At 60.8% G+C, this 24,074-nt stretch carries 19 protein-coding genes and 2 pseudogenes; 11 read left to right on the top strand and 10 right to left on the bottom strand.

The features are described from left to right. Positions 1-400: 400 nt before the first annotated feature. Positions 401-1,957, bottom strand: a complete 1,557-nt coding sequence (locus E5W87_RS13895; protein WP_292398063.1) for a family 16 glycosylhydrolase — start codon at positions 1,955-1,957, stop codon at positions 401-403. A gap of 180 nt (positions 1,958-2,137) precedes the next feature. Between E5W87_RS13895 and E5W87_RS13890 the strand changes: the two genes are divergently transcribed. Next, a complete protein-coding gene (locus tag E5W87_RS13890) occupies positions 2,138-2,299 on the top strand; it encodes a hypothetical protein (RefSeq protein WP_292398061.1) in 162 nt (53 codons plus the stop codon). 647 nt (positions 2,300-2,946) lie between these two features. Then, on the top strand, positions 2,947-3,249 hold the full coding sequence (locus E5W87_RS13885) for a hypothetical protein (protein WP_292398059.1): 303 nt from the start codon (positions 2,947-2,949) through the stop codon (positions 3,247-3,249). Here the strand turns inward: E5W87_RS13885 and E5W87_RS13880 are convergent. From E5W87_RS13880 to E5W87_RS13865, 4 genes are read right to left on the bottom strand one after another with little or no spacing between them, the layout of a single operon-like run. After that, the gene (locus tag E5W87_RS13880; RefSeq protein WP_292398057.1) at positions 3,212-3,862 is read right to left on the bottom strand and encodes an SIS domain-containing protein; all 651 of its coding nucleotides are present in this window, start codon (positions 3,860-3,862) and stop codon (positions 3,212-3,214) included. The genes E5W87_RS13885 and E5W87_RS13880 overlap by 38 nt on opposite strands. Next, positions 3,859-4,860 (bottom strand): GHMP kinase, encoded by a 1,002-nt coding sequence (locus tag E5W87_RS13875; RefSeq protein WP_292398055.1) that lies wholly within the window; start codon positions 4,858-4,860, stop codon positions 3,859-3,861. The genes E5W87_RS13880 and E5W87_RS13875 overlap by 4 nt, the downstream gene beginning before the upstream one ends. Beyond that, on the bottom strand, positions 4,857-6,779 hold the full coding sequence (locus tag E5W87_RS13870) for an HAD-IIIA family hydrolase (protein ID WP_292398053.1): 1,923 nt from the start codon (positions 6,777-6,779) through the stop codon (positions 4,857-4,859). Before E5W87_RS13870 ends, E5W87_RS13875 begins: the two co-directional genes overlap by 4 nt. After that, a complete protein-coding gene (locus tag E5W87_RS13865; RefSeq protein ID WP_292398051.1) occupies positions 6,779-7,756 on the bottom strand; it encodes an NAD-dependent epimerase/dehydratase family protein in 978 nt (325 codons plus the stop codon). The genes E5W87_RS13870 and E5W87_RS13865 overlap by 1 nt, the downstream gene beginning before the upstream one ends. A gap of 278 nt (positions 7,757-8,034) precedes the next feature. On the opposite strand from E5W87_RS13865, the pseudogene E5W87_RS13860 reads away from it, so the two are divergent. Then, a pseudogene (locus E5W87_RS13860) lies at positions 8,035-8,402 on the top strand (Tn3 family transposase); the annotation flags it as partial. Positions 8,403-8,453: 51 nt separating this feature from the next. Here the strand turns inward: E5W87_RS13860 and E5W87_RS13855 are convergent. Beyond that, on the bottom strand, positions 8,454-9,305 hold the full coding sequence (locus E5W87_RS13855) for a family 16 glycosylhydrolase (RefSeq protein ID WP_292398049.1): 852 nt from the start codon (positions 9,303-9,305) through the stop codon (positions 8,454-8,456). An 866-nt stretch (positions 9,306-10,171) separates the two neighbouring features. Here E5W87_RS13855 and E5W87_RS13845 point away from each other — a divergent pair. Next, positions 10,172-10,939, top strand: a complete 768-nt coding sequence (locus E5W87_RS13845) for an FkbM family methyltransferase (protein ID WP_292398047.1) — start codon at positions 10,172-10,174, stop codon at positions 10,937-10,939. A gap of 196 nt (positions 10,940-11,135) precedes the next feature. Here E5W87_RS13845 and E5W87_RS13840 read toward each other — a convergent pair whose 3' ends face one another. From E5W87_RS13840 to E5W87_RS13825, 4 genes are all read right to left on the bottom strand, one after another. Beyond that, positions 11,136-12,017 carry an NAD(P)-dependent oxidoreductase gene (locus tag E5W87_RS13840; RefSeq protein ID WP_292398045.1) on the bottom strand — a complete coding sequence of 294 codons (882 nt, stop codon included), beginning with the start codon at positions 12,015-12,017 and terminating at the stop codon, positions 11,136-11,138. Between the two features lie 7 nt (positions 12,018-12,024). Then, positions 12,025-13,641 carry a hypothetical protein gene (locus E5W87_RS13835; protein ID WP_292398043.1) on the bottom strand — a complete coding sequence of 539 codons (1,617 nt, stop codon included), beginning with the start codon at positions 13,639-13,641 and terminating at the stop codon, positions 12,025-12,027. Further along, a complete protein-coding gene (locus tag E5W87_RS13830) occupies positions 13,642-14,814 on the bottom strand; it encodes a glycosyltransferase family 2 protein (protein WP_292398041.1) in 1,173 nt (390 codons plus the stop codon). A 123-nt stretch (positions 14,815-14,937) separates the two neighbouring features. Then, entirely contained in the window at positions 14,938-15,240 is a 303-nt protein-coding gene (locus E5W87_RS13825) for a hypothetical protein (protein ID WP_292398040.1), read from the bottom strand. Positions 15,241-15,580: 340 nt separating this feature from the next. Between E5W87_RS13825 and E5W87_RS13820 the strand changes: the two genes are divergently transcribed. The 7 genes and pseudogenes from E5W87_RS13820 to E5W87_RS13790 form a co-directional block, all read left to right on the top strand. Beyond that, positions 15,581-17,236 carry a hypothetical protein gene (locus E5W87_RS13820; RefSeq protein ID WP_292398038.1) on the top strand — a complete coding sequence of 552 codons (1,656 nt, stop codon included), beginning with the start codon at positions 15,581-15,583 and terminating at the stop codon, positions 17,234-17,236. 661 nt (positions 17,237-17,897) lie between these two features. Further along, complete coding sequence (locus tag E5W87_RS13815; RefSeq protein ID WP_292398036.1) at positions 17,898-18,704, top strand: glycosyltransferase family 2 protein; 807 nt, start codon at positions 17,898-17,900, stop codon at positions 18,702-18,704. Continuing rightward, positions 18,704-19,849, top strand: coding sequence for a glycosyltransferase family 4 protein (locus E5W87_RS13810; protein WP_292398034.1), 1,146 nt, complete (start codon positions 18,704-18,706; stop codon positions 19,847-19,849). The genes E5W87_RS13815 and E5W87_RS13810 overlap by 1 nt, the downstream gene beginning before the upstream one ends. Before the next feature lie 5 nt (positions 19,850-19,854). Next, positions 19,855-21,825, top strand: coding sequence for a hypothetical protein (locus E5W87_RS13805; protein WP_292398032.1), 1,971 nt, complete (start codon positions 19,855-19,857; stop codon positions 21,823-21,825). Then, positions 21,812-22,570, top strand: coding sequence for a hypothetical protein (locus tag E5W87_RS13800; RefSeq protein WP_292398030.1), 759 nt, complete (start codon positions 21,812-21,814; stop codon positions 22,568-22,570). The genes E5W87_RS13805 and E5W87_RS13800 overlap by 14 nt, the downstream gene beginning before the upstream one ends. 14 nt (positions 22,571-22,584) lie before the next feature. Next, the gene (locus E5W87_RS13795) at positions 22,585-23,862 is read left to right on the top strand and encodes a glycosyltransferase family 4 protein (protein ID WP_292398028.1); all 1,278 of its coding nucleotides are present in this window, start codon (positions 22,585-22,587) and stop codon (positions 23,860-23,862) included. Further along, a pseudogene (locus E5W87_RS13790) lies at positions 23,853-24,074 on the top strand (hypothetical protein); the annotation flags it as partial. The gene E5W87_RS13795 and the pseudogene E5W87_RS13790, both read left to right, overlap by 10 nt.

Here is a 24,074-nt window from a genome sequence, read left to right as displayed (position 1 = left end):
CCATTAACCAGATGTGCCGTATGGCAAGGAAAATCGGCACAGCTGGATGTTGACGCCCCGCGCGTCACAGCGCTCGTCGATGTGGTTGGAGAACTCGCAATTGATGCGGTCGAGGCTTCGGACCGTCCGGTGAGTGCTGAAGCTTGGTAACTCCAGCCTCCTCGGTTCGGTCCGAATGGACAACGTACAGAAAGCTCACAACTAGAGCCTGTTCCATCCCGATGGCATCGGGATGGAACTCCATCTCTTTTGTTTGAGCATGATCTTCTCCGAAAACCGGGCTCCCACTTTTTGCTACGCGGACCTTCGGTTCGGGATCATTGCTTTGAGGTGCTGTTTATCCAGTCCTTGTTTGGCCACGGCAGCCCCTCGCGGGATGTTATTTTCCCGCGTAGGTCCTTCAGGTCACATAGAATGAGGCTGCGGTGAGCGAGAGGTGTGGGGAAAGGGTGGCGAACTGGGTTTGAGATGTGCCGCCGAGCCCGTCGCTGTCGAACGAGAGCGCCCCAGTCGAACTGTCGTAGATGATATGGTCGGAACTATCATGCGCGGCCTTACCCACAAAAAAAGCACCGGACGAGAGCGCGCCCGCGTTCAGCCCGGCAAAAATGGCATCGTCGAGGTGGATCTTGTTCTGGGACGGGTTGAAGTCGGTAATCCTGTCGACATTGCCGTCACCAAGGGCGCTATTGAAGACAAAGACATCGTTGCCGCCAAAGCCGCTCAACTTATCGGCACCGCCGCCGCCGTTGATGACGTTGGCGCCGGCATTGCCCTGGATGGTTTGGGCCAATTCGTTGCCGGTCAGGTTGATTGCGGTGGTACCGGCATCCTTCGTGGTGCCAAGGACTTCAATCGACGAGCCGGCTGAGAGCGCATAGCTCACAGAGGCCCACACCCTGTCTTGACCCTGGCCAGCGGCCTCGACCACCTTGTCGCCGACGTTGTCGACATAGTATTCGTCGTTGCCGCGATAGCCGATCATCGTGTCGGCACCAGTTCCCTGAAGTACATCGGCGCCGCTGGTGCCGTACAAGGTGCCATCGCTGGTGCCGTCGGAAGGAGGGACAATCCCAGACACAGTCTCGGTCCCGGTCTCGATCGCGCCAGTGGTCGGGGGAGTGACGCTCGCGCCCGTGACAGTGTCGCCGCTACCTGCCTTTTGATAGAGCTGCACATCGTCGATCTGCATCTGCATCGACGATGGGGTCGAGCTGTCGAGAGCCGTATGCCATCCGGTCGCGTTCGAATTCGCGACCGCATTGTTCATCATCAATTCCATCGGTTGATCCGGGATCTCGACCTGTGCGCTGGTCACTTGCGCCATCTGCTTCCCGTCCAGATACCAGGTGATCGATTCACCGGGCACCCAGTTGATGCCGTACGTGTGGAAGCCGGCCGTGAGGTCGACGCCGCTGTCGACGACGCCACCGGCCACCCCTGACGGCCCGTGGAGGTGCCAGGCGAAATTCTGGTCTGCCGGCCCCGAACCGGTAAATCCACCCTCCTGTATATCGATCTCAAAATTGTCGCCGCTGCTGCCCGCGCCTTCGCCGGGCATCATCCAAAGGCCTGGCCATGCGCCGTCGCCGCTCGGCGCCTTCATGCTGATCTGAAGGTAGCCGCCGTTGAATTCGAAGTTGCCATAGCTGCTGACGGCGCCGGACGTGATCGGGAATGTTTGTGCCGTCCCCTGATTCATGCCGCTGATGGGCTGTTGGATCGCCGTGAGATCCAAGGTCCCGTTGCTCACGGACACTTGGCTCGGCATATCGTAGTCGGCATTATATGGGCCGCCCGGCGTACTTCCTCCTGATCCATTGTCGTTCCACGGCCAGCCATTGGCGGCATTGCTGGTGATGTAGGTATTCCAGTCGCTGTCGAGCGCCGTACCGGAGAAGTTTTCCTCAAAGACGAGATCGCTAGAGGCAAAGCCTGCGGGTGCGGATAGGGTCATTCAGTGATCCTTTTTTGGCGTTGAAAACAGGGAATTCCACTGCCGCGCGTCGCCAAGGCGCCCGACAGATCGCATGCTCGCAGTTGGGCACCGCGAACGGATTTCAAAGTAGCGGAGATTTGGAAGTCCTCGCCCAGACATTGTTGTCGAGCGAGCTTAACGTTGAACTCGCCATCGAAGGTGAGTTTTGTCGACGGGGATGTTCATCAGGCCTTCGTCCTTGAAACCATAAACGGTGTCGCTGCCGACGCGCCCAAGGTGTTCAACGGATCGAGCCGCAGCCGGATTGAAGTCGAGCGCAGCTCTTCCGGCGGACGCGCGTCCAAGCTTGCCGTTCAGTAAAAGCAACGGTATATTTAGCAAAAGCAATGGTAAATCCTTAGTTCATTGCGGTTTTTTGTTTTCATTCCGCCCGAGTCTCTAAGTAAACCGTAGGTGTTTTCCGTCGCCTGATTTATTCACACACCGTCTTTTACTTGCGTGAATTGATCATTCGAGGACGATGTACGTAACCCAACCTGCCATTTGATGTGCGCAACCCAACCTGCCATTTGCGGCGAGAATGAGGCTAGGCGATAACTTATTAACACCTTCTAATGTAGGAAGGGTGTCGAACGGCCGCACCGAAACAGTCTTCCGGACGTCCTACGAAAACCCGTGCCCGTCGGCTGAAATGTTGCGCTGGTTTGGGCGCCCGTGGCTTGAGCGGGTCGTCCGTGTCCATGAGGTGGTCGAGAGGGGCAGCCGCAATATCTGCCGTTGCTGCGTGGCGGACGAGGCTGACGTGCCTGTGGCTGGAACTGCCGGGCCCGGATGTTCGACCGTGCCGTTTGCGCGCGCATCGAAGGTGGAAGGCTGGCACCGTCGGGCGCAGCCCTAAGGACCGGACAGGCCGTTCGATCGCAACGCCAGCGTGCCTGCAATCAGGATCGAATATTTCAAGATCTGAACAGCGCCAAGACGCGCAACCGTATCCAAGGGAAGTATGATTGCTTAAGTGGCTCTTTGAAATGGCTGAAACGTCGCCCTCGGGCGCGAGGGCGCTTGGTAGCCGCGGGACGGTCCCGCGGATTGTCAAATTTGAACTGCGCAACCAGGCGCCAAAGCTTCACCTTGCGGCCGCCTGCGAACTGCTTGGCCTGCGCTTTCGCCGCATCGTCGTCTGTGCAGGCAAAGTTGACCCCGCCTATAAATTGGCCGCGTTCGTCCAAAACGTAGACACGATACAGCGGCATCGCTTGTTCTCGATCAGGATCACCAAGCCGTCTCGGCGCCAACTCGATCTGGATTGAGGCCTCCAGCAGCGCTGCGCCGTTGTCGCCAATCGCTCCACTTTTGTGTACTTCCAAAACAAAGACGCTGCATAACAACATGCCCGAACATAGAATGTATATCTTCCGCTAGTTGCATGTCATTCACATTCGCCCAAACCACGTGTTGGACGATCTGTTTGAGCGTTCCTCCATTATATCCACAAAGACCCAACGTAATTGCGCCACGATCGTTAGCGTATCGAACGGCGCGCAAAACGTTTTCCGAGTTCCCGCTGCCCGAAATGGCAATGACCAAGTCGCCGTCGTTGAGGATGTTCTTCAACTGCTCGATGAACACATCTTCGAAAGAAACATCGTTAGCGTACGCAAATGTAAGGCCCACATTGTCGACCAGCGTCCGACCACGGAACGGGCGCTTCGTAGAGAGATAGATGCTCTTATTCCAGTCCGTGATAAAATGTAGCGCTGTCAGTGAACTGCCACCATTTCCAAGCGTGATTATTTGCTTGCCATCTTCCTGTGCCTGCGCGACCAAGGCTACTGCGTTATCGAAGCTTTGGTGATCTAATGAAGCCAGAACGGTCTCAAGCTTCCCGAAATAAGCTTGAGCGCTGCCGCTAAAGTCAGTCATTGGGTGGCCTCCGATGTTGGTTGATAATGAACGATGCGACTCCCGACGAAGTCGAACTTCGCAGGGATGTGCCTTAGCTCCCCGAGCGCCACTTTGATTGCGTCGTGGCGATCGGGAGGCGCGAAGAACATGAGAAAACCTCCTGCACCTGCTCCGAGCAGCTTGCCGCCCTTAGCACCTGCCTGCAACGCAGTTCGGTACCAGCCATCGATTACATCGTTCGTAATTTCTTCAGAGAGGCTCTTTTTCAAGAGCCAGTTCTCATGGAGGATTTCGCCGAAGGCGTCGAGGTTGCATCGATGCAGTTCATCACGAAGGTGATACGTGAGCTCGACCATCCGCCTGAGCGCTTTCCGCTTGTCCGGTGCTCTTGCGATGCCCTCTGACTGTCGGACGAGAATGTCTGAAGCACTACGCGTAATGCCGGTGTAAAACATGAGAACTTGTTTCTCAATTGAAGCGATAAAATCACGTGGGCATATGAGCGGTGACACCGAGACGCTATCATCCGGGTGAAACTCAATAAGATTCAAACCCCCGAAGGCGGCGGCGTATTGATCTTGCTTTCCAATGGGAGCGCCACAAAGTTCGATCTCAATGCGACAACTATCAGCGCCGAGCCTTGCCTTGGAGACATATTGCCCCCGAAATGCGTTTAGTGCGTGCAGAAGGCCAACGGTAAAAGTACTTGAGGATCCAAGTCCTGTTCCCTTCGATGGAATGTCGGCAATAGTTGTTATCTCAATTCCTCCACGGATCCCAAGATATCCCATCGCCGCCCTTACAATCGGATGCTGGATATGCTCAACACTATCTACCTCTTCCGTTTTGGAATAAGCGATTCGAGTGCCACTATCGAACTTACGGTTCACATTCACGTAGACGTACTTGTCGATAGCAACGCTTAGGACGGCGCCACCTTCCTGCCGATAGAAGGCAGGAAGATCGCTACCACCTCCCACAAAGCTGACTCGAAACGGCGTCTGACTGATAATCATTGAACTGCCTCTGTCAGCTCAATCGCCCGCAATCGGACGCAATGTTTAGCACGCGCCCGCGATGCCAAGACGATCGGTGTCTCGTCCTCTTGGCGCGAACCGTAAATACTCGCAGCAGTCCCCCAATCCATACGTCGCCGCAAGTATTCTCGCATTACTCTGGACCGCCGCACCTCCTCATCAATATCAACGAAAAATGTGTGTGCACGACCGCCCAAAACCACATCGGATAGCGAAAGAGCGACGGTTCCTTCCACGACCAGGACGGTTTCCGGAGAAATGGTTATCCTTTCCGATCTTGGATGCGATATGCGGCTGAGCTTTTCGTAAAAGGGCAGTTCGTATGTCTCGCGAGAGCGAACTCCCACCAAGCGGCTTAGAACCTTCCTGATCTCGTCCACATTGCAGCGACCCATCACGGTTGGTTCGCGATCGGCGACGGACCGTATCAAGCGATCAAGAGCAACGATTTGCGTCTCAAAGCCGCGCCCGCGAAGAACCTCCGCGATAGCGCTGGAAAGAAAACTCTTTCCGCTCCGGGAGAGGCCCCCTACGAAACAAACATCACCTGGCTTCACATGTGAGATCAGATCAGATGCTGATTTTATCAAGGGTGGATGAACGGCGTGAATGAACTTAGCTGCCTCGAACAAGTCTGAGACGGTATAGTCAGGCATGACATGATACTTGCTATCCAACCCGCCCGCGCCCGTCTCGACTAGGATCGATCTGATGCCAGACCGCTTTGCGAGAGCGACATCCGTAGACGAATCGCCGATGACCCAGGATTGGCTGCGATCGATATTGAATGCCTCGACCGCCTCATTAATCAACCCAGTAGAAGGCTTGCGGCATTCACAGCGGATCTTCAGCTCCTCCACCTCACCGACAAAGCCGCGATCTGGATGGTGCGGGCAGAAATAGATGGCATCAACAAAAGCTCCACAGCGGCCAAGCTCAGTCTCCATCTTGTTATGGATCATCCGCAAGTCTCGTACAGAGCAATTGCCTCTGGCCACAACGGGTTGGTTAGTGACGACAATTGTCCGGTATTCGGCTCGGTTGAAACAAGCGATCGCGGCCGCAGCTCCCTCAATCAGTTCGAAGCGTTCGGGACGATCGATGTGTCCATAGTCAACATTGATGCACCCATCCCTGTCCAAAAATACTGCTTTCTGCGGAGAAGTGAGTGAAGCTCGAGCTATGCAGCCCGATTCAAAGTCGTCGCAAACCTTGTCAAGTCGCGCCGGAGTCCCAGCGTCTTTTATGTACTCAGGGCTGTTGTAGCTTCTAATTTTCAGACCGGCCCGAAGCATTTCAGGAAAAAGGTCTTTGCCAAAGTCGAGCGGAGTTACTGCGGCGCGCCACGGGGATAAAGCTTGTCTTCTAATGTAATAAAGAGCCGCGCTGACTTTGTTGGGATAATAGCAACCGGGATCGTGTGGATATGGATAGAACGCGGTAACCATGCCGTCTTCTGACGTTTCTATCAGATCGGAATCATGCGGGTGATCATTCGGATGGGTGAAAACTGTTGCGGCTGCTGCCTTGTGTTTTTCATGGAAGCACTTAAAGCGGGTGAGATCGATGTCGAGCATTGTGTCGCCATAGATCGTAAGGAAGTCGTCGTCGAGCAGATCCAAAACGGAAAGAACTGCTCCAGCAGTCCCGCGAGGCGCACCGTCATTTACGCAAAGAATGTCAATCCCCCAATTCTCGCGCTGATTGCAAAACTCCACGATTCGCTCGGCAGCGTGGTTCACCAGAATCAAGATCCTCTCGATACCGTGTTGCTTAGCGAGGACGATTTGATGCTCAAGAAGTGGCCTGCCACCAACATTGACCAGTGACTTAGGCAAGTCACTTATCCGGCTCCTGAGCCGCGTCCCTCGACCGCCCGCAAGTACAACCGCCTGCATCACAGCTGTCCTTCCTGTCGCACGATTTCTACGACGGCTTTTCGAACAGCATCAGCCGAACCAAGCTGGGGCCACCAACCGAGTGCACTGATTTTTGCTATGTCATAGGAAAATCGGGGAACATCCCCCGTCCAACCGCGATCTTCAACTCCGTATTCGATCTCCGCGCCCGGTGCGACAGCCCCGACGGTGGTTTCCGCTATAAAGCTAACGGTTACCCCGTTGTCCCCTGGGCCGATATTGTAATAGCCAAGCCGCTCGGATGCATTCGCACGCAAGTATACAATTGCATCAATCAGGTCATTAACGTGAAGATATGCTTTCTGCTGTCGCCCCGATCCCAAAACATTCAGCTTGTTCGGCGTGACCCTTAGCTTTCTCACGAAATCTAGAATGACACCGTGTGTTGCTGGAACGCCGATCACGTTCGGAAAGCGAAAGAGCAAAGCCCGAGCTAGCCAGTTCTCGACGGCAGCGCTGATTAGCGCCTCCGATGCGAGCTTCATAGCACCGTAATTGGAAATGGGCAGCAGCGGCCCGACATCCTCTTTAATCGGAGCCTCCCCCAAATCGCCGTATACTGCTGAACTGGAAGCGAAAGCAAGGAACGGAACCCCCGCCTCCTTCATTGCCTCCAACACGTTGAACGTCGATAGAAAGGTATCGCGTAGATCAATAGAGGCATCGGCGATTCCCGCAGCAATGTCCGAATTGGCAGCCATGTGCCAAACTTCGGAAATCGGAATGCGACTGTGACAATTCATAAAACGGCTTCTCACTGCACCAGCGTCTGAGAGATCCACCTTCTCAAAAAAGAACCTCTCATGCGTGAGGAGGCCACTTAGGTTTTCCCGAGAACCTCGTGACAGGTGATCAAAGCCGAAGACCGGATATCCACGATCAACAAAGAGCCTTGCGAGCTTGCTTCCTACAAAGCCCGCAACTCCCGATATAAGAATAGCGTGCGGTTCACCCAATCGGATTGCCCCCGTCTTGCGCGCAAGCTTTCGCGCTTCAAGTCTTCCGGATTCTGCAATGACAACTTCCGTTTGCGAGCCTTCACCGCTGGAGCGCCGGGAGTTCGACCGGGCCGGGCGTTAAGCTCTGCGCTCGTCGTTAAGGTCATGCGTCTCATGCGTCATTCTGAATTAATCGCATGGTTTTGTCCGATCCGCGATCGTTCCTCAGGGGTAGCCCCATTTTGCTGATCTGGACTGAATTGCACCGCGCTCGCCTGTGCGGCGACGCCAACGGCGATCCCGCGTTCCGCCGGCGCGCCAACGCCCGCCTGAACAAGAGCGAGGCCCGCAACGCGCAGGCGCGGGCGATCTTCTTCAACCGCCTCGGCGAGATGCGCGACCGCACATTTGCGAACCAGGCATTCCGCGCCTCAGGGCTGAACCTGTTGGTGTCGGCGGTCATCCTCTGGAACACGCGGTACCTGCAGGCTGCGCTCGAAGACTCCGGCAACGAGGGACCGACGTTCAGGCCGAGTTCGTGAAGCACGTCCCGCCGCTAGGGTGGGAGCATGTCGGTCTGACGGGGGACTACGTCTGAGGCGCCGATCCGACGCCCACCGACGGCTTGCGGCCGCTGCGCCGGCCCGTCTCGCTACTCGCCGCTCAGTTCCTGCTCCGTTCTATCGAGCGGTACATAACGCTCACTTTCGTGTCGTCACTCCTCGATGCTGTCGGTGATGCTCAGGTGGTAGACCTGAACGTCGGTCACCTCCAGTTCGAGCGTTGCCGGGGTCGAACTGTCGTAGGCCGTGTGCCAGCCAGACGCGCTGCTGTTGGCGATACTCAGATTAATGAGCAGGGTCATGGCACCGGTCGGCACGTTCGTAGTGACGGTTCGCTTGAGCACGCCATCGAAATAGAACTTGATTGACACACCCGGTATGTACTCCATGCCCCAGACGTGGTAGTCGGCCGACAGGTCCACACCAGCATCGAAGAACTGTTGCTCGTTGGTGGCAGCCAACAAAGCGTTTGCCAGCACTCCGTTGCTCGACACGGAGCCGTTGAGTAACCCGCCCTCCTGCGTGTCGATCTCGGCCCCGCCCTCGAGATGCCAGAAGCCTGGCCATCCGCCAGTGCTGACGTCCGGCTGCTTCATGCGTATCTGGGCGTAGCCACCGGCAAACGTGAACTTGCCGTGCGTGCAGATAGCGCCCGACTTCCACGTGTACCCGGCGAACCGGTTGTTTCTCGTCGCAACGATCTTCAAGCCTGATGGGCCAGTGTTGACCTGAGCCGGGTCGTAGTACTCGGCGTTGAATCCGCCAGCGTTCACCGCGGAGTACGGCGACGGCACGCTCTGCTGCCAGATACCGTTCTGGTCCGCGATCGCCGGTATCCACTTGGTGGAGTCGAGCGAGTGCCCGGTGAAGCTGTCCTCGAATATCAGCTGACTGGAAGTGTACCCAGCCGGCGGCGGCAGCGACGATCCACCACCTCCACCACTCGTGCAGCACGTGACGATCATGAGCGCTGTGAAAGAAATGTACTTCGATATACTTTTCATATTGCCCTGCTCGTAACGAGGGGCTTGACCAAGATGCGATGCAATGGTCGCCGCCGCTCAGGATGGCACAGCCAATCTTATAGCGAAACGACGAGGACTGGTTACCCCAATTATATTGCGCCGCGGCAGGTGGCCCTCGATGCGACCATAGGGCACGAGGTTATAGAGGTCTCTCAGTCGGTTTAAGGCTGCTGGCTGACCCTCCTTGTCCTCGCCTCGCATTGCAATCTTCAGCGCATCATCCGGCCGCAGCAACGCCTCGCCTCATCCCATGTCGCACGCACATCCAAACGTCGTGCTCCTCATCCGTGGTGTGATCACGGCATGACCTTGGGAAGGATCGGCTCGTTCGGCGCCGTCGTGAGGAAGCCATAAACGTAGTGCGGTCCGGGCAAGGGTTTGGACTTCGTCCGTCGGCGTTGAATGTCGTCCACATGCCTCATTTGAGGGCGAACCAGACCGCGGTTTTTTTGGTCACCGGGCTCGGCTCGGGTGCGTACTCAGCGAAGCTGTTCGCCGGGACCAAACAATGGTTTTCCGAGCTGAGCCACGCCAGCCGGTGATGCGAGGAAGTGCTCCTGAAGTTCGTAATTGTGAAACCTCCGGCTCGTGGCGGTGGCGGCATTATCCAGCCAGGTGGTCTTGGGGCGGTGTGTCGATGCCGATCCTCGAGAGGTACCTCGTTATTCCCGCGATCAGGCCTTGATCGAGTGATAAAGTCTGCATAGCCGAACGAAGATCGTTGCGATGCCGCCCTCCGAGGCGCGGCCCTCGACAAGTCACTGCCAACAAATCCTGCATCGGTGTCATTGGATGGTTCCTGAATGCTCAAAGTTTTCCTAAGAGATTCGGCTATCAGGCTATACGTGCTGACCGCCAAGATCGGCCTGCAGCGTCTTCCGCTTTTCCACCGCGCCTATCTTGCGCTTTATCCCCTCTACAAAAGGTATTTTGAAGCAGGCCCGATCGATCAGCTCCGGGAATTCGTGCCAGACGGATCGCTGGTCATCGACGTCGGCGCCAATGTCGGCTTCTTCTCGCTCCGCTTTGCTGAGTGGGTCGGCGATGGCGGAAAGGTGATCGCCATCGAGCCGGAGGATCAGAATTACAGCGGCCTGATTTCCGCGCTCGAGCACGCGGGTCTTCTTGGCCGCGTCGAGGCGCTGAGGGTGGTCGCCGCCTCCGAGCCCGGCACGACCTTTCTCGAAATCAACCCACTTTACCCGGCCGATCACAAGCTTTCCCGGAACGGCACCGGCGTGCCGGTCACCGCCGTGACGCTCGACGGACTGCTCGCGGACAAGGGACCCCGGCGCCCGGCGCTCGTGAAAATCGATGTGCAGGGCGCCGAACTGCTGACGCTTCAGGGCATGAACGAGATCCTGAGGTTCGCCCGGCCGGCCCTGTTCGTCGAACTTTCCGACCAGGGATTGAACAAGTTCGGGGCGTCGGTTTTGGTAGTCCTGCGCCTCTTGTCGGATAACGGATACGAGGCATACTGGCTGACCCGGACCGGGCGCCGAAAGGCAAGCCAGTCCGAGATTGAAGCCAGAACAACCGGCACCAAATCTGCCGATGTGCTGTTTCTTCCTGACAGGTCCGCGAACCAGCGCTTCGCACAGCACCTTAACTGAACGCCGTTCGTTAGCCTCTTTCGGAAAACCGGCTTCCCCGCTGCGAAGCTTCGTCGTACTTCTGAGCGACGGAGGAATCGCGCATCAGGTCGTCCGAGAATTTTCATCGCGACTTCCATGGCGGCCTTGGCAGCGCCTTGGTATGGTAGCGCTGGATTTCGGATTTCCCGGCAGGGCCGGGGATCTCCCATACTGTTTAGGGTCGATCGCCGTCCAGCGAGAAGCTCCGAAACTCGATTCCGAGTTGCTTGAGCCGCTCTACACCGGGAACCTCTGCCGCCGGGTGCACGAGCCCAAGGATCGAGTCGGATCGGAAGGGTAGGGGGACATGCAGGGCCTCAGCTGCCTTGAGGACGCCACTGACAAGCTGCCAGGGCACGGGGACAGCGCGCAGTGTTCTGCCTTGTGACGCGGCGATCTCTTTCATGAGCCGTCGGAAGGGCACCGGTTCGGGGTTGGCCAGCCCTACCGGTTCCGGCAGGGGCATGTCCGACCCGGCAATACGCACCATGGCGGTTGCCATGTCCGCCTCATGCACGGTGAACTGATGGGAGCGCGCGCCGATAAGAGGTGTGACCGGCAGGTTGGTGAGCTTACGGAGCGCGCCCGCCATCCCGCCCCATCCGGGGCCGTATACCAGTCCGAGGCGGGTGGAGACACCTCCCAGACTGCTGGCGGTGCGCTCGCAGGCCAGCTTCGCCTGGCCGTACAACTGTCGGGTTCCCTTATAGGCAGACATCGAGGAGATAAAAATGACCCGGCGAACCCCTGCGTCGGCGGCATTGCGGAGGAGGTGCTGCGAGCCGGACACATTGACACCCCACACATCGCCGGCGCTGACGAGAGACAGGTCCCATGCACCGTGGATGAGCACATCTAGGTCGCTGAATGCGGCCCCCGATGGCGGGCGCTTGATCTCGTATGGGCGCCACTCGGCGATGCCGACCATTGCGGCAGCAGATTCGGAGGCCACCCGGTTCGAACGGGCGAACGCGATGACCTCATGCCCTTCTTCGGCGAAGGCGGCACGCAGGATAGTCCCGACATATCCGCTGGCTCCGGTGATACCGACCCGCATTAAACCCTCACCCCGCCAGTTCCATCGCTTCGCAGGCGATGCGATGAGAATTGGCCATCACAGTCAGGGTAAAGGTAGTAGCTGGAACATTTGGGAAAACCGACCCGTCGATAAGATGGATCCGGTCCCAGCGCGCCAGCCGCCCGAGGCGGTCTGTCGTCGCCCTTCCAGTATCCCGCTCACTGGCGTGGGGAAAGCTGCCGCCAAAGTGGTAGCTCTTGGCCCCGCCCGACCACAACATCTTCGGTGTGACTGGCCACAAGTCAAGGTAAGGTGCCGCCCTGCGGATCCGCTTTATTACGTCAGGGAGCATCGGAGGCACGTCTTTGCCCCTGACCTTGGCCTCGCTGAAGCCCTCCGAAGTGAGGGTGATCTGGGGGAGCTCATCAGGAGCTGCGGACACCTGGGCGGTGACCCGGACCTTGGGTGATGCCCAGGACGGCAAGTAGCCCAGGCCTACCGTCAACCGGCTCAGGAGCCGATCCGTCGCGAAGGCAGCGGCGCGGTGTTGGAGGAGGCCGGGCAGCGCATCGTAGTATGCCTGGTTGAAAGGATAGAAGTGAATCTGTGAGACATCGAAGCCCTCGTCGTCCCGACCGATGACCATGTTGAACTGATTGAGTGTGAACTCGCGCCTTGTACGTGGGTCGGGGGTCGGCTTCATGGACATCATTGGAAGAACGAACTGAGCCGATTCCGAAAGATGTACCGGTTGGTCCGATCCGAGCGAGCCCAGGATCAGCCGGGTGGTCCCGATTGCTCCGCAGCCCACGAAGACCCGGTCGGCTGTGAATCGCTGGATCCGGCCGCTGGACAGCTCCCGGGCCTGCACGACGGCCGTGTCGCCCTCCTGGTCGACTCGCACCGCGAGCAGCCCGCTGCGGTAGTCGATCCTCCCGCTGCGCCTGAAGCGATCGAAGCTGTGCGAGGCCGAAAAGATCAGCGACCGCGGGCACCCAGTCATGCATAGGCCGCAGGGCTGGCATTCGGGCGCTGAGAAGGCGAGCCGGGCGCGGCCTATCGTTATTCCCATGGAGCGCACACGATCGCGGTGCCGGTCGTAGTTGGCCAGGACCATCTGCGTTCGCGGCGCCAGCGGCGGAAGCGGGGCCGGGGATCCGATGAGCGGGAACCACTCCTCGAGATCGTCGGACTCTCCAGCGAAAGGAATGTGACACAGGATGGTCCGGTAGTGCTCTTCCATATCCGAGAAGTCGAACGGCCATCCCTTGAACGTGGCGGCGCTGAAGGGCATGATCTGGGCCCCCCAGACATTGCTGAACCCCCCGTAGGCGCTTGATATGACAGCTGAGTTGACTCTACCCTGGGAGTGGACGCCGTCGAGCTGGCCCTTGTTGACAAAGGGGAAATCGGATCCGTAGCTTCTCTTTTCAGGTAACGAATCGGACCGGACCTGCTTGGGCTGCAGGCTGATCCGGCGGACGTCCTCCGCATCCCGGTCGTCGACACGCAGCTTTGACAGCCTGGAGATTACCTCCTGCGTCTCCGCGTCGAGCACCGTGCCTGGATCGAACACGATTATCTTCTCGTCCGGCTTCTCGGACAGCGCCAACACGGCGGCGGCTGCAGCCGGACCCGAACCAATGACTATCGAAGACGGCATTTACTTCCCGCGCCTACCGCCTTGCGCGGCTGTGTCCAGTGTCTGCTTGGTTGCCTGTTGGCGCCGCCGGCGCAAGCGCCGCACCAGATCGATCCGGCCGGCGACGTGGCCTGCCGCGGCCAGCCCCACGCCAACGACTATCGCCGCGGACCGGGCCAGCCCGTGGGCGTCACCCTTGGCCGCTTGCAAAATCTCCCGCGGTACGCCCTTGGTCAGCGCGTACCAGACGAAGCGGGCCTCTGCGCCCAGAGCAGCGGCGTCGCCCATCTGGGAAAAGGCCTCGACCTTCCCCTTGTTGACGAAGAAGCAGCGGCGCCAGAAGTACTTCCAGGTCGGCCGTGAGGCGGGTACAAAGTGGCGGACGGTCGCCGCCGGTTCATAGATGACCGCCTCACTGCCCTTGATGTGCGCCACGCGGTGGCACATGTCCATGTCGTCGTGTTTGTCGGAATGGAACCCTCCCACCTGCTCGAGAAGGGTCCGCCGCACCGACATGTTGGCTCCTATGAGGTGAGCCAAAGGGCCTCGGCTGGTCGGAAGGCCATCATAGGCACATCCGAACACCCAGTCGAACTGCACAGGGAACCAGGCCGGGCGGCCAGCCTCGAAAACCGGTATGGGACGCCCGCCGACGGCGCCGATGCGCTCTTCCTGGTACGGGTCGGTGAGAATCTCGAGCCAGTCTTTGTCGGCCGCTGCATCGTCATCCAGGAACGCCAGGATCTCTCCGGCAGCGGCCTCGGCTGCCGTGTTTCGGGCCGACCCCAGGTGCCCGTCATACTTGTTCTGGATCACCCGTAGCGGAGGGGTGGATGCGGCGAAGTCAGCCCAGTAGGCGGCACAACGGCGGAACAGGGGCTGGTCAACGCATACGATGATCTCGCAGGGTTGCAAGGTCTGCTCCTGAACCGAGGCCACCGACTGAAGCATCAGCTCCCATCTGTCCTCGGTGTAGGCACAGATAATCACTGAGATCGTAGGGGGGGGCGGGACCTGCCGGCGTTCGCTGCTGACGCCATCCTCGGGCTGCCCGGTTTTGGATCCAGGCTGACCGGTTGTGGCAACGGCAACGTCATGACGGCGGCGGGCGAGACCGATACTTGGGTTCCGGACGTGGCCCCGCTGGCCAACGCCAATCGGCGTATAGGATTGCGCAAGCATCAGAATACGCATCTAGGAATTCTCCAGACTTGAGCTGCCAATGTCTGCCTAAACTCTTCGATAGAAGGTGCGATGGTCTTGATTTTTGAAAAGCCAGGCTTCCACGCGGGATTCGGCCTACCCGGAAGCCGGTTTTCAGCATAAAAACCACCAGGGTCGAGGTTTGCGCCATAGAGGCTCGAGGCGGCCGCCGACGCCAAGCACGCGCGGGTAAGCGTAGGGCATCAGCAACTCGTCCAGCCAGTGGTTGTTTACGCCGGTCGCGAAGAATGGCCTGCTGTCCAACGCAAAGTTCGTTCCGGAAGTCTTGATGAAGTTCGTTGCCGACGGATCGTCCGCGGCGCTCACGACTGCCGGAACGGACAGCAACGCGGACACCAGCACCCGCAGTCCGGTGTTTCGCAACCCATTTTTCACTCGTTGCCTGTCGATGATCATCCCGGCATTTGGCCCTCGCCGGCCACAGGGTGCAATGGCCCCTAAGGACTACCTCCTCTGACCTCGCACAGCCCGGCGTCGTTCGGGCATAGTGGTGCTTAGCCGCTTCCAGCCGCTAGAGTATGGACCCGTGCTGTCAGGTATCTCCCAATCAAGTGTTCGGCTCCCCACATGGCGAGTCCCCGCAACCGCAGTGGGTGGAAACCATCCTCGCGCTGCGGCTTTCCATCTGCCTGCCCTTGGCTCACGGGCCCGCGGCGGAGTCCAGGGTAGGGGGATCGCCTGAGGTGGTTCTCGTTGAAGCTGTGGCGTCCTTTTGAAATCCGCCGTGAGAACAACAATGCGCATTTGCCTGAGTCTCGATCCGTCCCGGCTACTGCGGTGGCACCTCTGGCTGGCAGAAGCGCTTGCTGAGGTGCCCGGCAACGAAGTCTCCTGCGCTTTGGCGGCCGGTAGCCGCCCGCTGCCGTTAATCTGCCGTCTGCTGCTCGAACTCGAACGACTGGTCTATGGCTTTGGTGGGTACGGCGCCATCGACCCGGTCGAGGCGGCGCTGCGGTGCCTGCCGCCGCCTCCGGCCGACCAAGTGGATGTGGTGATCGATTTGAGCGGGGCGGAATCGCTCCCGGCGGGGCGGCGCGTGCTCACCCCGGTCTTCAACAGCGCACCCGGCGAGATCGGAGTCGTGGCGGCCTGGATGAATCATCAGGATCTTCTCGTCGACCTGCATGACACGGCGCGCCCGTTGCGGCCGTGGACGGCGCGTCCGGCCAGTGGAGACCGTGAAGTGTTGGCAGCGAGGCTCGACAGCGCCCTGTCCTGCGCCGTGCCGCTGATCCTCAAAGCCCTGTGCGAGGAAACCGGCTCAGCTGCGTCCGGTATCCCCGGTCCACGGACGGCAGTGCCTTCGTTTGGCGCGCTTTCGGCGCTTGCAAGGGCGACCGGCACGGTTGCATCGAAGGCGATCGGGCTTTTGGACGTCCTGGCGAGGGGCGGCAGGATGTGGGGGATTGGCTGGCGCTTCGATGAATCGGCGAGCCTGCTCGACAAAGGCGAAGCGGCCTTCCGGGTGCTCACCGGAAATGCCGACAGCTACCTTGCCGACCCGTTCCCGTTCCGGCACCAGGGGCAGGATTTCATCTTTGTCGAACAGTACCTCTACTCGAAGAACCGGGGGTGCATTGCGGTCGTGACAGTGAACCGGGACGGGACAGCCGGCGCATCCCGGATCGTCGTGGAGGAACCGCATCACCTCTCGTACCCGTTCGTGTTCGAGCAGGATGGGCAGATCTGGATGATCCCCGAATCGGGGGCGGCCAGGAATGTCAGCCTCTACAGGGCAGTGGAATTCCCTTACCGGTGGACGCGGGAGGCCTGCCTTATGGAAGGCATTGAGGGCTACGACACCACGCCGCTCTGCCATGAGGGCGGCTTTTGGTTTTTCGTCAGCCCAAGGCTTTGGAGGTCCACGTCCTGGGATGTCCTCAGCCTCTACCGTGCCGAGAGCCTGACCGGGTCTTGGACGCCCCATGCCGCCAACCCCGTCCTGCTCGATGCAAGGCTCAGCCGCCCCGCAGGCGCCGTCATCCGACACGGCGGACGCACGCTACGCCCGGTCCAAGACTGCGCGCGCGGCTATGGCGGCGCGGTGACGTTCTGCCAGATCGATGCGCTCGGCGCGTCGGAGTTTGCCCAGACCCCGGTCGGTCGCATTTGGTCCGGAGCGTTGGGGTGTCACACCTACAACCGCCGGTCTGGCTTGGAGGTGATCGACCTGTTCGGGCATATCCGGGGTTTGCGAGAGGTCACGACCTCGTATCGTTTGCTGGCACCCGACGCGCCGGTCTCGGGACCGCGTGAGGTCTCGGGACCGCGTGGGCAGCCCCTCTCTTGGCCGGTCTCGTCCGGGTTAGCTACCCGTAGCCAGGTGGTCGATCGCAAAGTACCCCGCCTGCGAAGAGCCGGGCGCGCTCGACCCTTCTCGGGCACAGAATAAGCTCGGAAATCACGGCCGAATGAAGGAGCGAGCCCACCTGCACTTTGCAGCTTCTGGCCAGTGGCAATGTCAACGTTGCGCTGGACGTTCTTCGCGCCGGCGACCTTCGCTGCCTTCTGCACGGCTCGCTCGGTAGAAATTGTCGCTTGTGAGCTAGTGCCGGCCGCGGGTCAAGGAATGTCCTCGCTGGGGTTGAAGGTGGGCCCAGAGGTCTAAACGGGTTTGGCAACGCTGCCAACACAGCTGCTGAAGGTGATCGGTGCCGCTGTCGTACTATCCGCGCTGGTCGTATGACTGGAAATAACCTGAAGAGATACCCCAAAAGAGCTAATCATCTATTTTCTTTTCCTAACCATCTATCGTCCTTCCATTTCAGATCTGCATCAGTAATCGTCGCATAACAAACTAAGCTTAGGGGGCGACAAGAGTATCGATCTTCTTTCATTTCATCTTCCTTCATTATGGCCGGGAGTCCGCATATGGTTGGATCAAGCACATCCGTGGATGTGGCGGTCATTGGAGCTGGCCGCCGCGGCTTGTCGCTGGCCGCGCATTTGCGTGCGCGCGATGTGGAGCACCGGATTTTCGGGGAGCTCATGGGGTCATGGAAGCACAATATGCCCCCCGGATGGGTCCCATCGTACGACCTCAAAGCGCTACCATGAACGCCGGTCTCTCCAGCATTCTCGCCCCCGTCGGTGCCACATCGCCGCCTGACCCGATCAATTTCGCGCTGCGGCGATCGCTGACTCTGCCCCGAGTCAGCTTCGTCGTCCCGACGCTCAATGAAGCCGAGAACCTCCCTTGGCTTCTGCCGCGCTTCCCCAACTGGGCGCATGAGATCATTATCGTGGATGGTCGTTCGACTGACGACACGGTCGCGGTCGCGCGCCGCCTGCGAGAGGACGTGAAGGTTGTGATTGAGCCCCGGCGGGGCAAGGGCGCTGCACTGCAAGCGGGATTCCTGGCCGCCACAGGCGACATCATCGTCATGCTGGACGCTGACGGCTCCATGGTCCCGGAGGAGGCGATCGTCTTTGTCAGTGCGCTGATGGCCGGCGCGGATCTCGTCAAGGGTTCACGCTTTATCCAGGGCGCCGGCACCGACGACATGTCGCTGTTCCGGATGTTCGGCAACAAGGGGCTGACCCTGTTCGTGCGGCTGCTCTATGGCGGTTGGTTCTCCGATCTATGCTACGGATACATAGCCTTCTGGACCAAGCACGTCGCCACGCTGGACTGCGATTGCGACGGGTTCGAGATCGAGACCCTCATCAACGTGCGGGCCTTGAAGAACCACCTCAATATCGTCGAGGTGGCGAGTTTCGAGGTTCCGCGCATCAGCGGAGTGAGCCATCTGCGCGCCATCCCGGACGGCTGGCGCATCCTCAAGACCATCCTGCGCGAGAGGGTGCACCCACAGCACAGGCGGAGCGCGATAGCCTGTGATGTCGGCGGACAAACCTGATGCGAATCCTGATGGTTGCCGCCCGCTGCTATCCCCTCATAGGCGGCATCGAAACTCACATCCAGGAAGTCGGTCCCCGCTTGGTGGCGCGTAGCCACGCGGTCGACGTGCTCACCACCGATCCCTCGGGGGAGTTGCCGGTTGAGGAGGAGGTGCGCGGCATGCGCGTGCGGCGCGTGCGGGCCTGGCCGAGGGAGCTGGACCTCTATGCTGCGCCCGGCATTTATACCGCGATCCGGCGCGGGGTTTGGGATCTGATCCATTTCCAAGGTTACAGCAGCTTCGTGGCGCCGATCGGGCTGCTCGCGGCCGTCCGCGGAGACCTGCCGTTCATCCTGACCTTCCACAGCGGCGGGCATTCCTCCCGGCTGCGCAACGCCGTGCGCGGCACACAGCACGCGCTGCTCCGGCCGCTGGTGGCCCGGGCCGCGCGGCTGATCGGCGTCTCCGAATTCGAAGCCGACTTCTTCAGCGTGAGGATGGGCGTGCCGCGGGAACGATTTGTCGTCATCCCGAACGGCGCCGCGATGCCAGTTGCGAGTCCCGGCGTCAAGGTCGATCCGCACCTGATCGTCTCGGGCGGCAGGCTGGAGCGCTACAAGGGCCATCACCGGGCGATCGCGGCCTTGCCCGAACTGATCCGCCGGGTACCGGACGTGCGACTCCACATCGTCGGAACAGGCCCGTACGAGGGAGAATTGCGGCGCCTCGTCGCGACGCTCGGCCTCGAGAAGCGGGTCACCATTGCGGGTATCCCCGGATCTGAGCGGCAGAAAATGGCAGACCTCCTGGCGAGCGCCGCGCTATTCGTGCTGTTCAGCGAATACGAAGCCCATCCGGTCGCCGTGATGGAAGCCCTGTCGCTGCGCCGTCCGGTCCTCGTCAGCGACACGTCCGGTCTGCGGGAGCTGGCCGCCAATGGCCTGTGCCGGGCGATTCCGTGGAACGCCGGTCCGGGAGAGCTGGCCGCCGCCATGGCCGAGGAACTGGAAGCCCATCGGGAGGTCCCGGATTTGGCGCTGCCCGACTGGGATGCCTGCGCGCAAGCGCTGAGCGATGTTTATTGTGACGTCCTGAGCAGCCGATCCAGAGTCCGCTTGCCCCCCGACGGCGTAATGTCGCGGCCTCCTGCGACGGGGGCATAAGGCTGATGATGCCGGCTCATTTCGCTGCGGGAACCAGGATCAACCCACTCCGGGCCGGGATACGATTCGTCTCGGCCGTTGTCGGTCCCGACCTTCGCGACGGCAGTGCCGATGCCCCGTCGCAACGCGCCAATTCCGGATGGATAGCGGTTCTATGCCTGACGATCGCCGCGGCTCTACTCCTGGTTGTGGCCGGGCACGCGGCCGGGCGCCGCGGCTATGACGTGGCGCCGCCGCTCTTCTGGTCCGGTGTCGTTCTCCTGGTCGCTCCGACCAGCCTTCGCATCGCCTGGCCGACAACAGCCCGGGGTGAGCGCCTATTCCTCCTGTTCCTGCTTGCCGAAGCCCTGTTCTATTGCAAGAACGTCTATTCCCCGATGAGCTTCAGCGGTTACGACGAGGTCTTGCACTGGATCGCGGCCGAGGATCTCATCACGGCCCGCCGGCTGTTCCTGTCCAACCCGCTTTTCCCGATCGGGCCAACATATCCCGCCCTGGAAATCCTGACGACGGCGATCGTCGATCTGACGGGACTGCCCTTGTTTGTGTCGGGGACGCTCCTGTTGGCCATCCTCAAGGGCGCGTTCATCGGTGCCCTGTTTCTGTTCCTCGAAAGCATCGCTGGATCGCCGCGTATCTCGGCCATCGCCTGTCTGGCCTATATGGGCTGCTCAACCTTCTTCCTGTTCGACTCGGCGTTCTCCTACGGGAGCCTCGGCATCGTGCTGTGCGTGCTGACCTTCGCGGTCGAAGCTGCGTCCAAGGATCTCGTTGGGGGACCGAGGCTGAAGTCGCTCGGGCTGATTGCCTTGCTGTTGGCAAGCCTCGCGGTCACGCATCATGTCTCGGCCGCCTTCGCCGCCATCTATTTCGGAGCGCTGGCGGCGCTCGAGGCTTTGCGCCGGCACGACTCCCTGCGGATCAAGACCAGCATTGCCGTGGGCCTCGTGGCGATCCTCGCCATAACCCTGCCATCCCTGTGGGTGCAGGCCCGTGGCATCCCTCTCACAGGCTATCTCGGCCCGGTGATCGAGTCGGGCCTCGACACGTTGCTCGGGAACATCCTGGGCGCGCCCACCCCCCGGTCGGAGCACCTCGGAGCGCCGGACAAGGCCCTCTACATGCGGCTGACCACCTTGCTGGCGCTCCTGCTGGTGGCACTCGGACTGGCAACCGGATTCTTTCGGTCGCTGGCCATGGCAGCGCCGAGTGGCGCGCAGTCCGGTTGGCGTCCGATCCAGGACATTCTCAAACGCCGCTGGCACGACAGCCGCCTCGTGCTCCTCAGCTTGCTGGCCTTCGGGCTCCCAGTCTCGGTGGCCTTCCGACTGACCGTCGCCGGATGGGAAATCGGCAACCGCATGGGAACGTTTGTGTTCATCGCCGTCGGGCTGGTCGTCGCGGTGAGCATCGTCCACTACTGGCAGGGCCGCACGCCACGTGGGTGGCGCCGCATCGCACCGGCCGTTGCCCTGGTAATCATCGTCCTCGGCGGCGTCACGAGCTCTTCGATTAATCCTATCCATGGGCGCTACAGGGTGGCCGCAGATCAGGAATCGATCGAGCCGATGGGGATCGAAACGGCACGCTGGGCCAAGGAATGGCTCGGTGCCGGCAACCGCTTCACCACCGACCGCATCAACCGTCTTCTGCTTGCGGGCTATGGCCGGCAGGACGTCAGGGTCACCATTGTCGCAGGTGTCGATCCCGCGCGCATATTCGAGGCCGAGAGATTGGGGCCCGACGAGTTTTGGGCCTTGGCGCGAAGCGACATCGATTTCCTGCTGATTGACCTGCGCCTGACCACGGCTCCGCCGGTGCTCGGCTTTTACTTTCAGCCGTGGGAAGCGCGGCAGGGAGCGTCGCTCTCGGGCGCAGCGCTGCTCAAGTTCAATGACGTCAAGGGCGTCACCCGCATCTACGACAACGGCTGGATCGTCATCTATGACGTGAGGGGACTCCATGAGAATTTCTAGCAAGCGGGACCTTCTGGCCGCGTGCCTGTGGGCGGGGGCCGCGGTGGCGGCTGTTGCGGTCAGCGACAGCTTGCTCGTCCGTACTGCCCTGGGCGCGCCCATGGTGTTCCTCGTCTCGGGCCACACGGTGCTGCGGGCCATTGGCGTCAGGACAACCTCCGCGATGCAACACTTCGTCTACGCGGTCGGAACAAGCCTCGCCGCCGGCATCGCTGGGGGCTTTGCCCTGAACGCCGCAGGCTTCCTTACGCCGCTCGGCTGGGCGGTGTGGTTCTGGGCCGTGACGGCCGCCGCGGCACTGGTGGCCGCCGGCCGCCGCGACACTCCCGATCTGCCAGCCTGGCCGGCTCCGGCGCGGGTCCGGCTCTGGCAGGGGGCCGCGTTCATGCTAGCGCTGCTTGTGGCGACCGGAGCCTATGCGCTGGCCGTCCGGGACGAAGCGGCCTACCGGGAATTCAAATACACCGCGTTCTGGTTGTTGCCGTCGGCCAGTGGCGAGTCCGGCCGGATCATCGTCGGCATCAGGAGCGCCGAGACTCAACCTCAGCGATTCGACCTAGAAATCACCCTCGACGGGCAACCGTATGCCATCTTTCGATCGCTCACCATCGCGCCGGGCGACACCTGGGCGCGGGAAATCCCAGTGCCTGTCTTGGCAACTCGCCAAACGGCCGAGGCGCGGCTCTATCGACCGGAAGACAACCGGCTCTATCGCAGCGTTTCGACGCTGGTGCCGCGCATCTAAAACGAGGCTGGACCATGCGCATCCTGCTGCTATCGCAGTTCTATCCTCCGGTGATCGGGGGAGAGGAGCGGCACGTCCGCAATCTCGGCGCGGCGCTGGCACAGCGGGGCCATCATGTCAGCGTCGGGACCTTGATGCATCCCGGATCGCCCGAAACCGAGCTGGACGGCGCAGTCCGCGTGCATCGCCTGCGCGGCACGCTCCAGCGTCTGTCGGGCCTCCACACCGATCCCGAGCGCCGCCATGCACCGCCCTTTCCGGATCCCGAACTGGTGCTTGCCCTGAAGCGGCTGGTCGCCCGGGAGGAGCCGGACATCGTCCACGCCCATAACTGGATCTACGCGTCCTTCCTGCCGCTCAAAGGTCTGAGTGGGGCACGCCTCGTGGTTACGCTCCACGATTACGGCCTTGTCTGCGCCAAGAAGAATTTCATGCACTTGGGCGCCCGTCTCTGCAGTGGCCCAGCGCCGGCCAAGTGCCTACCCTGCGCCACAGGGCATTACGGGGCGGTGAAGGCAGCCGCGACCACCTTGGGCAACTGGGCGTCGAGCTTCGCCGCTCGGCGCGTGGTGGACCGCTTCATCGCGGTGAGCCAAGCGGTGGCGCGTCACACCGGACTGACCGAAGGCCGCGCCCCCTACGAGGTCATCCCCAACTTCGTGCCCGACGATGTCGGGGTGCTTGGCCCGGAAGATCCCTGCCTGCGGGAGCTACCTCGGGATGAATTCATCCTGTTCGTCGGTGACATGATGCGCCTCAAGGGCATTGACGTTCTCCTGCAAGCCTATGCCGGCCTGGAGCGGGCGCCGCAGCTGGTCCTGATCGGGCGCCGGGTCGCCGATACGCCAACGGAATTCCCGCCGAACGTTCGAGTCCTCAGCATGTGGCCGCATCCCGCCATCATGCATGCATGGCGACGCTCACTGTTCGGCGTGCTGCCATCGGTGGGGCCCGAAGCCTGCGCGACAGTGATCATTGAAGCGATGGCGTCCGGCAAGGCAGTCGTTGCAACTGAAGTCGGCGGCATGCCGGATCTAGTCGATCATGGCGAAACAGGCCTTCTCGTGCCGAGCGGCGACCCGCATGCCCTGGCCCACGCGATGCAGACACTTCTGGAGGACCGCGCCTTGCTGGCCCGCCTGGAGGCGACAAGCCTCGCCAGGGTTGGGCGCCTCAAGGCCGGAGCGGTCGTGACCCGGATCGAGCAAGTCTACCGGGACGTCCTGCGCCCAACCGCCAGCAGGTCCGCGGTGCCGGCGCACCAAGGTTCGGGAGAGCCATCATGCCGGTAGGCCTCGTCGGGACGGCCACTATTCGCGCCCGACGAGAGCTTCGAAAGAGCGCCGCGCTCGTTCTGAATTCCGGCGCTCTGGCGATCGGAACGATTGCAGCGGCCGGTCTTGGGTTTGTCTATTGGTGGCTCGCGGCCCGGCTGTTTCCGCCGGAGGTGATCGGCAAGGCCTCCGCCCTCCTGTCCGTGATGGCGCTCTTCGGCCTGCTGGGG

This window comes from Mesorhizobium sp. (genome assembly GCF_004962925.1).
Lineage (GTDB): Bacteria > Pseudomonadota > Alphaproteobacteria > Rhizobiales > Rhizobiaceae > Mesorhizobium.
Note: the sequence above shows the minus strand (reverse complement) of the source record. Positions and strands in the feature narration are given on the sequence as shown.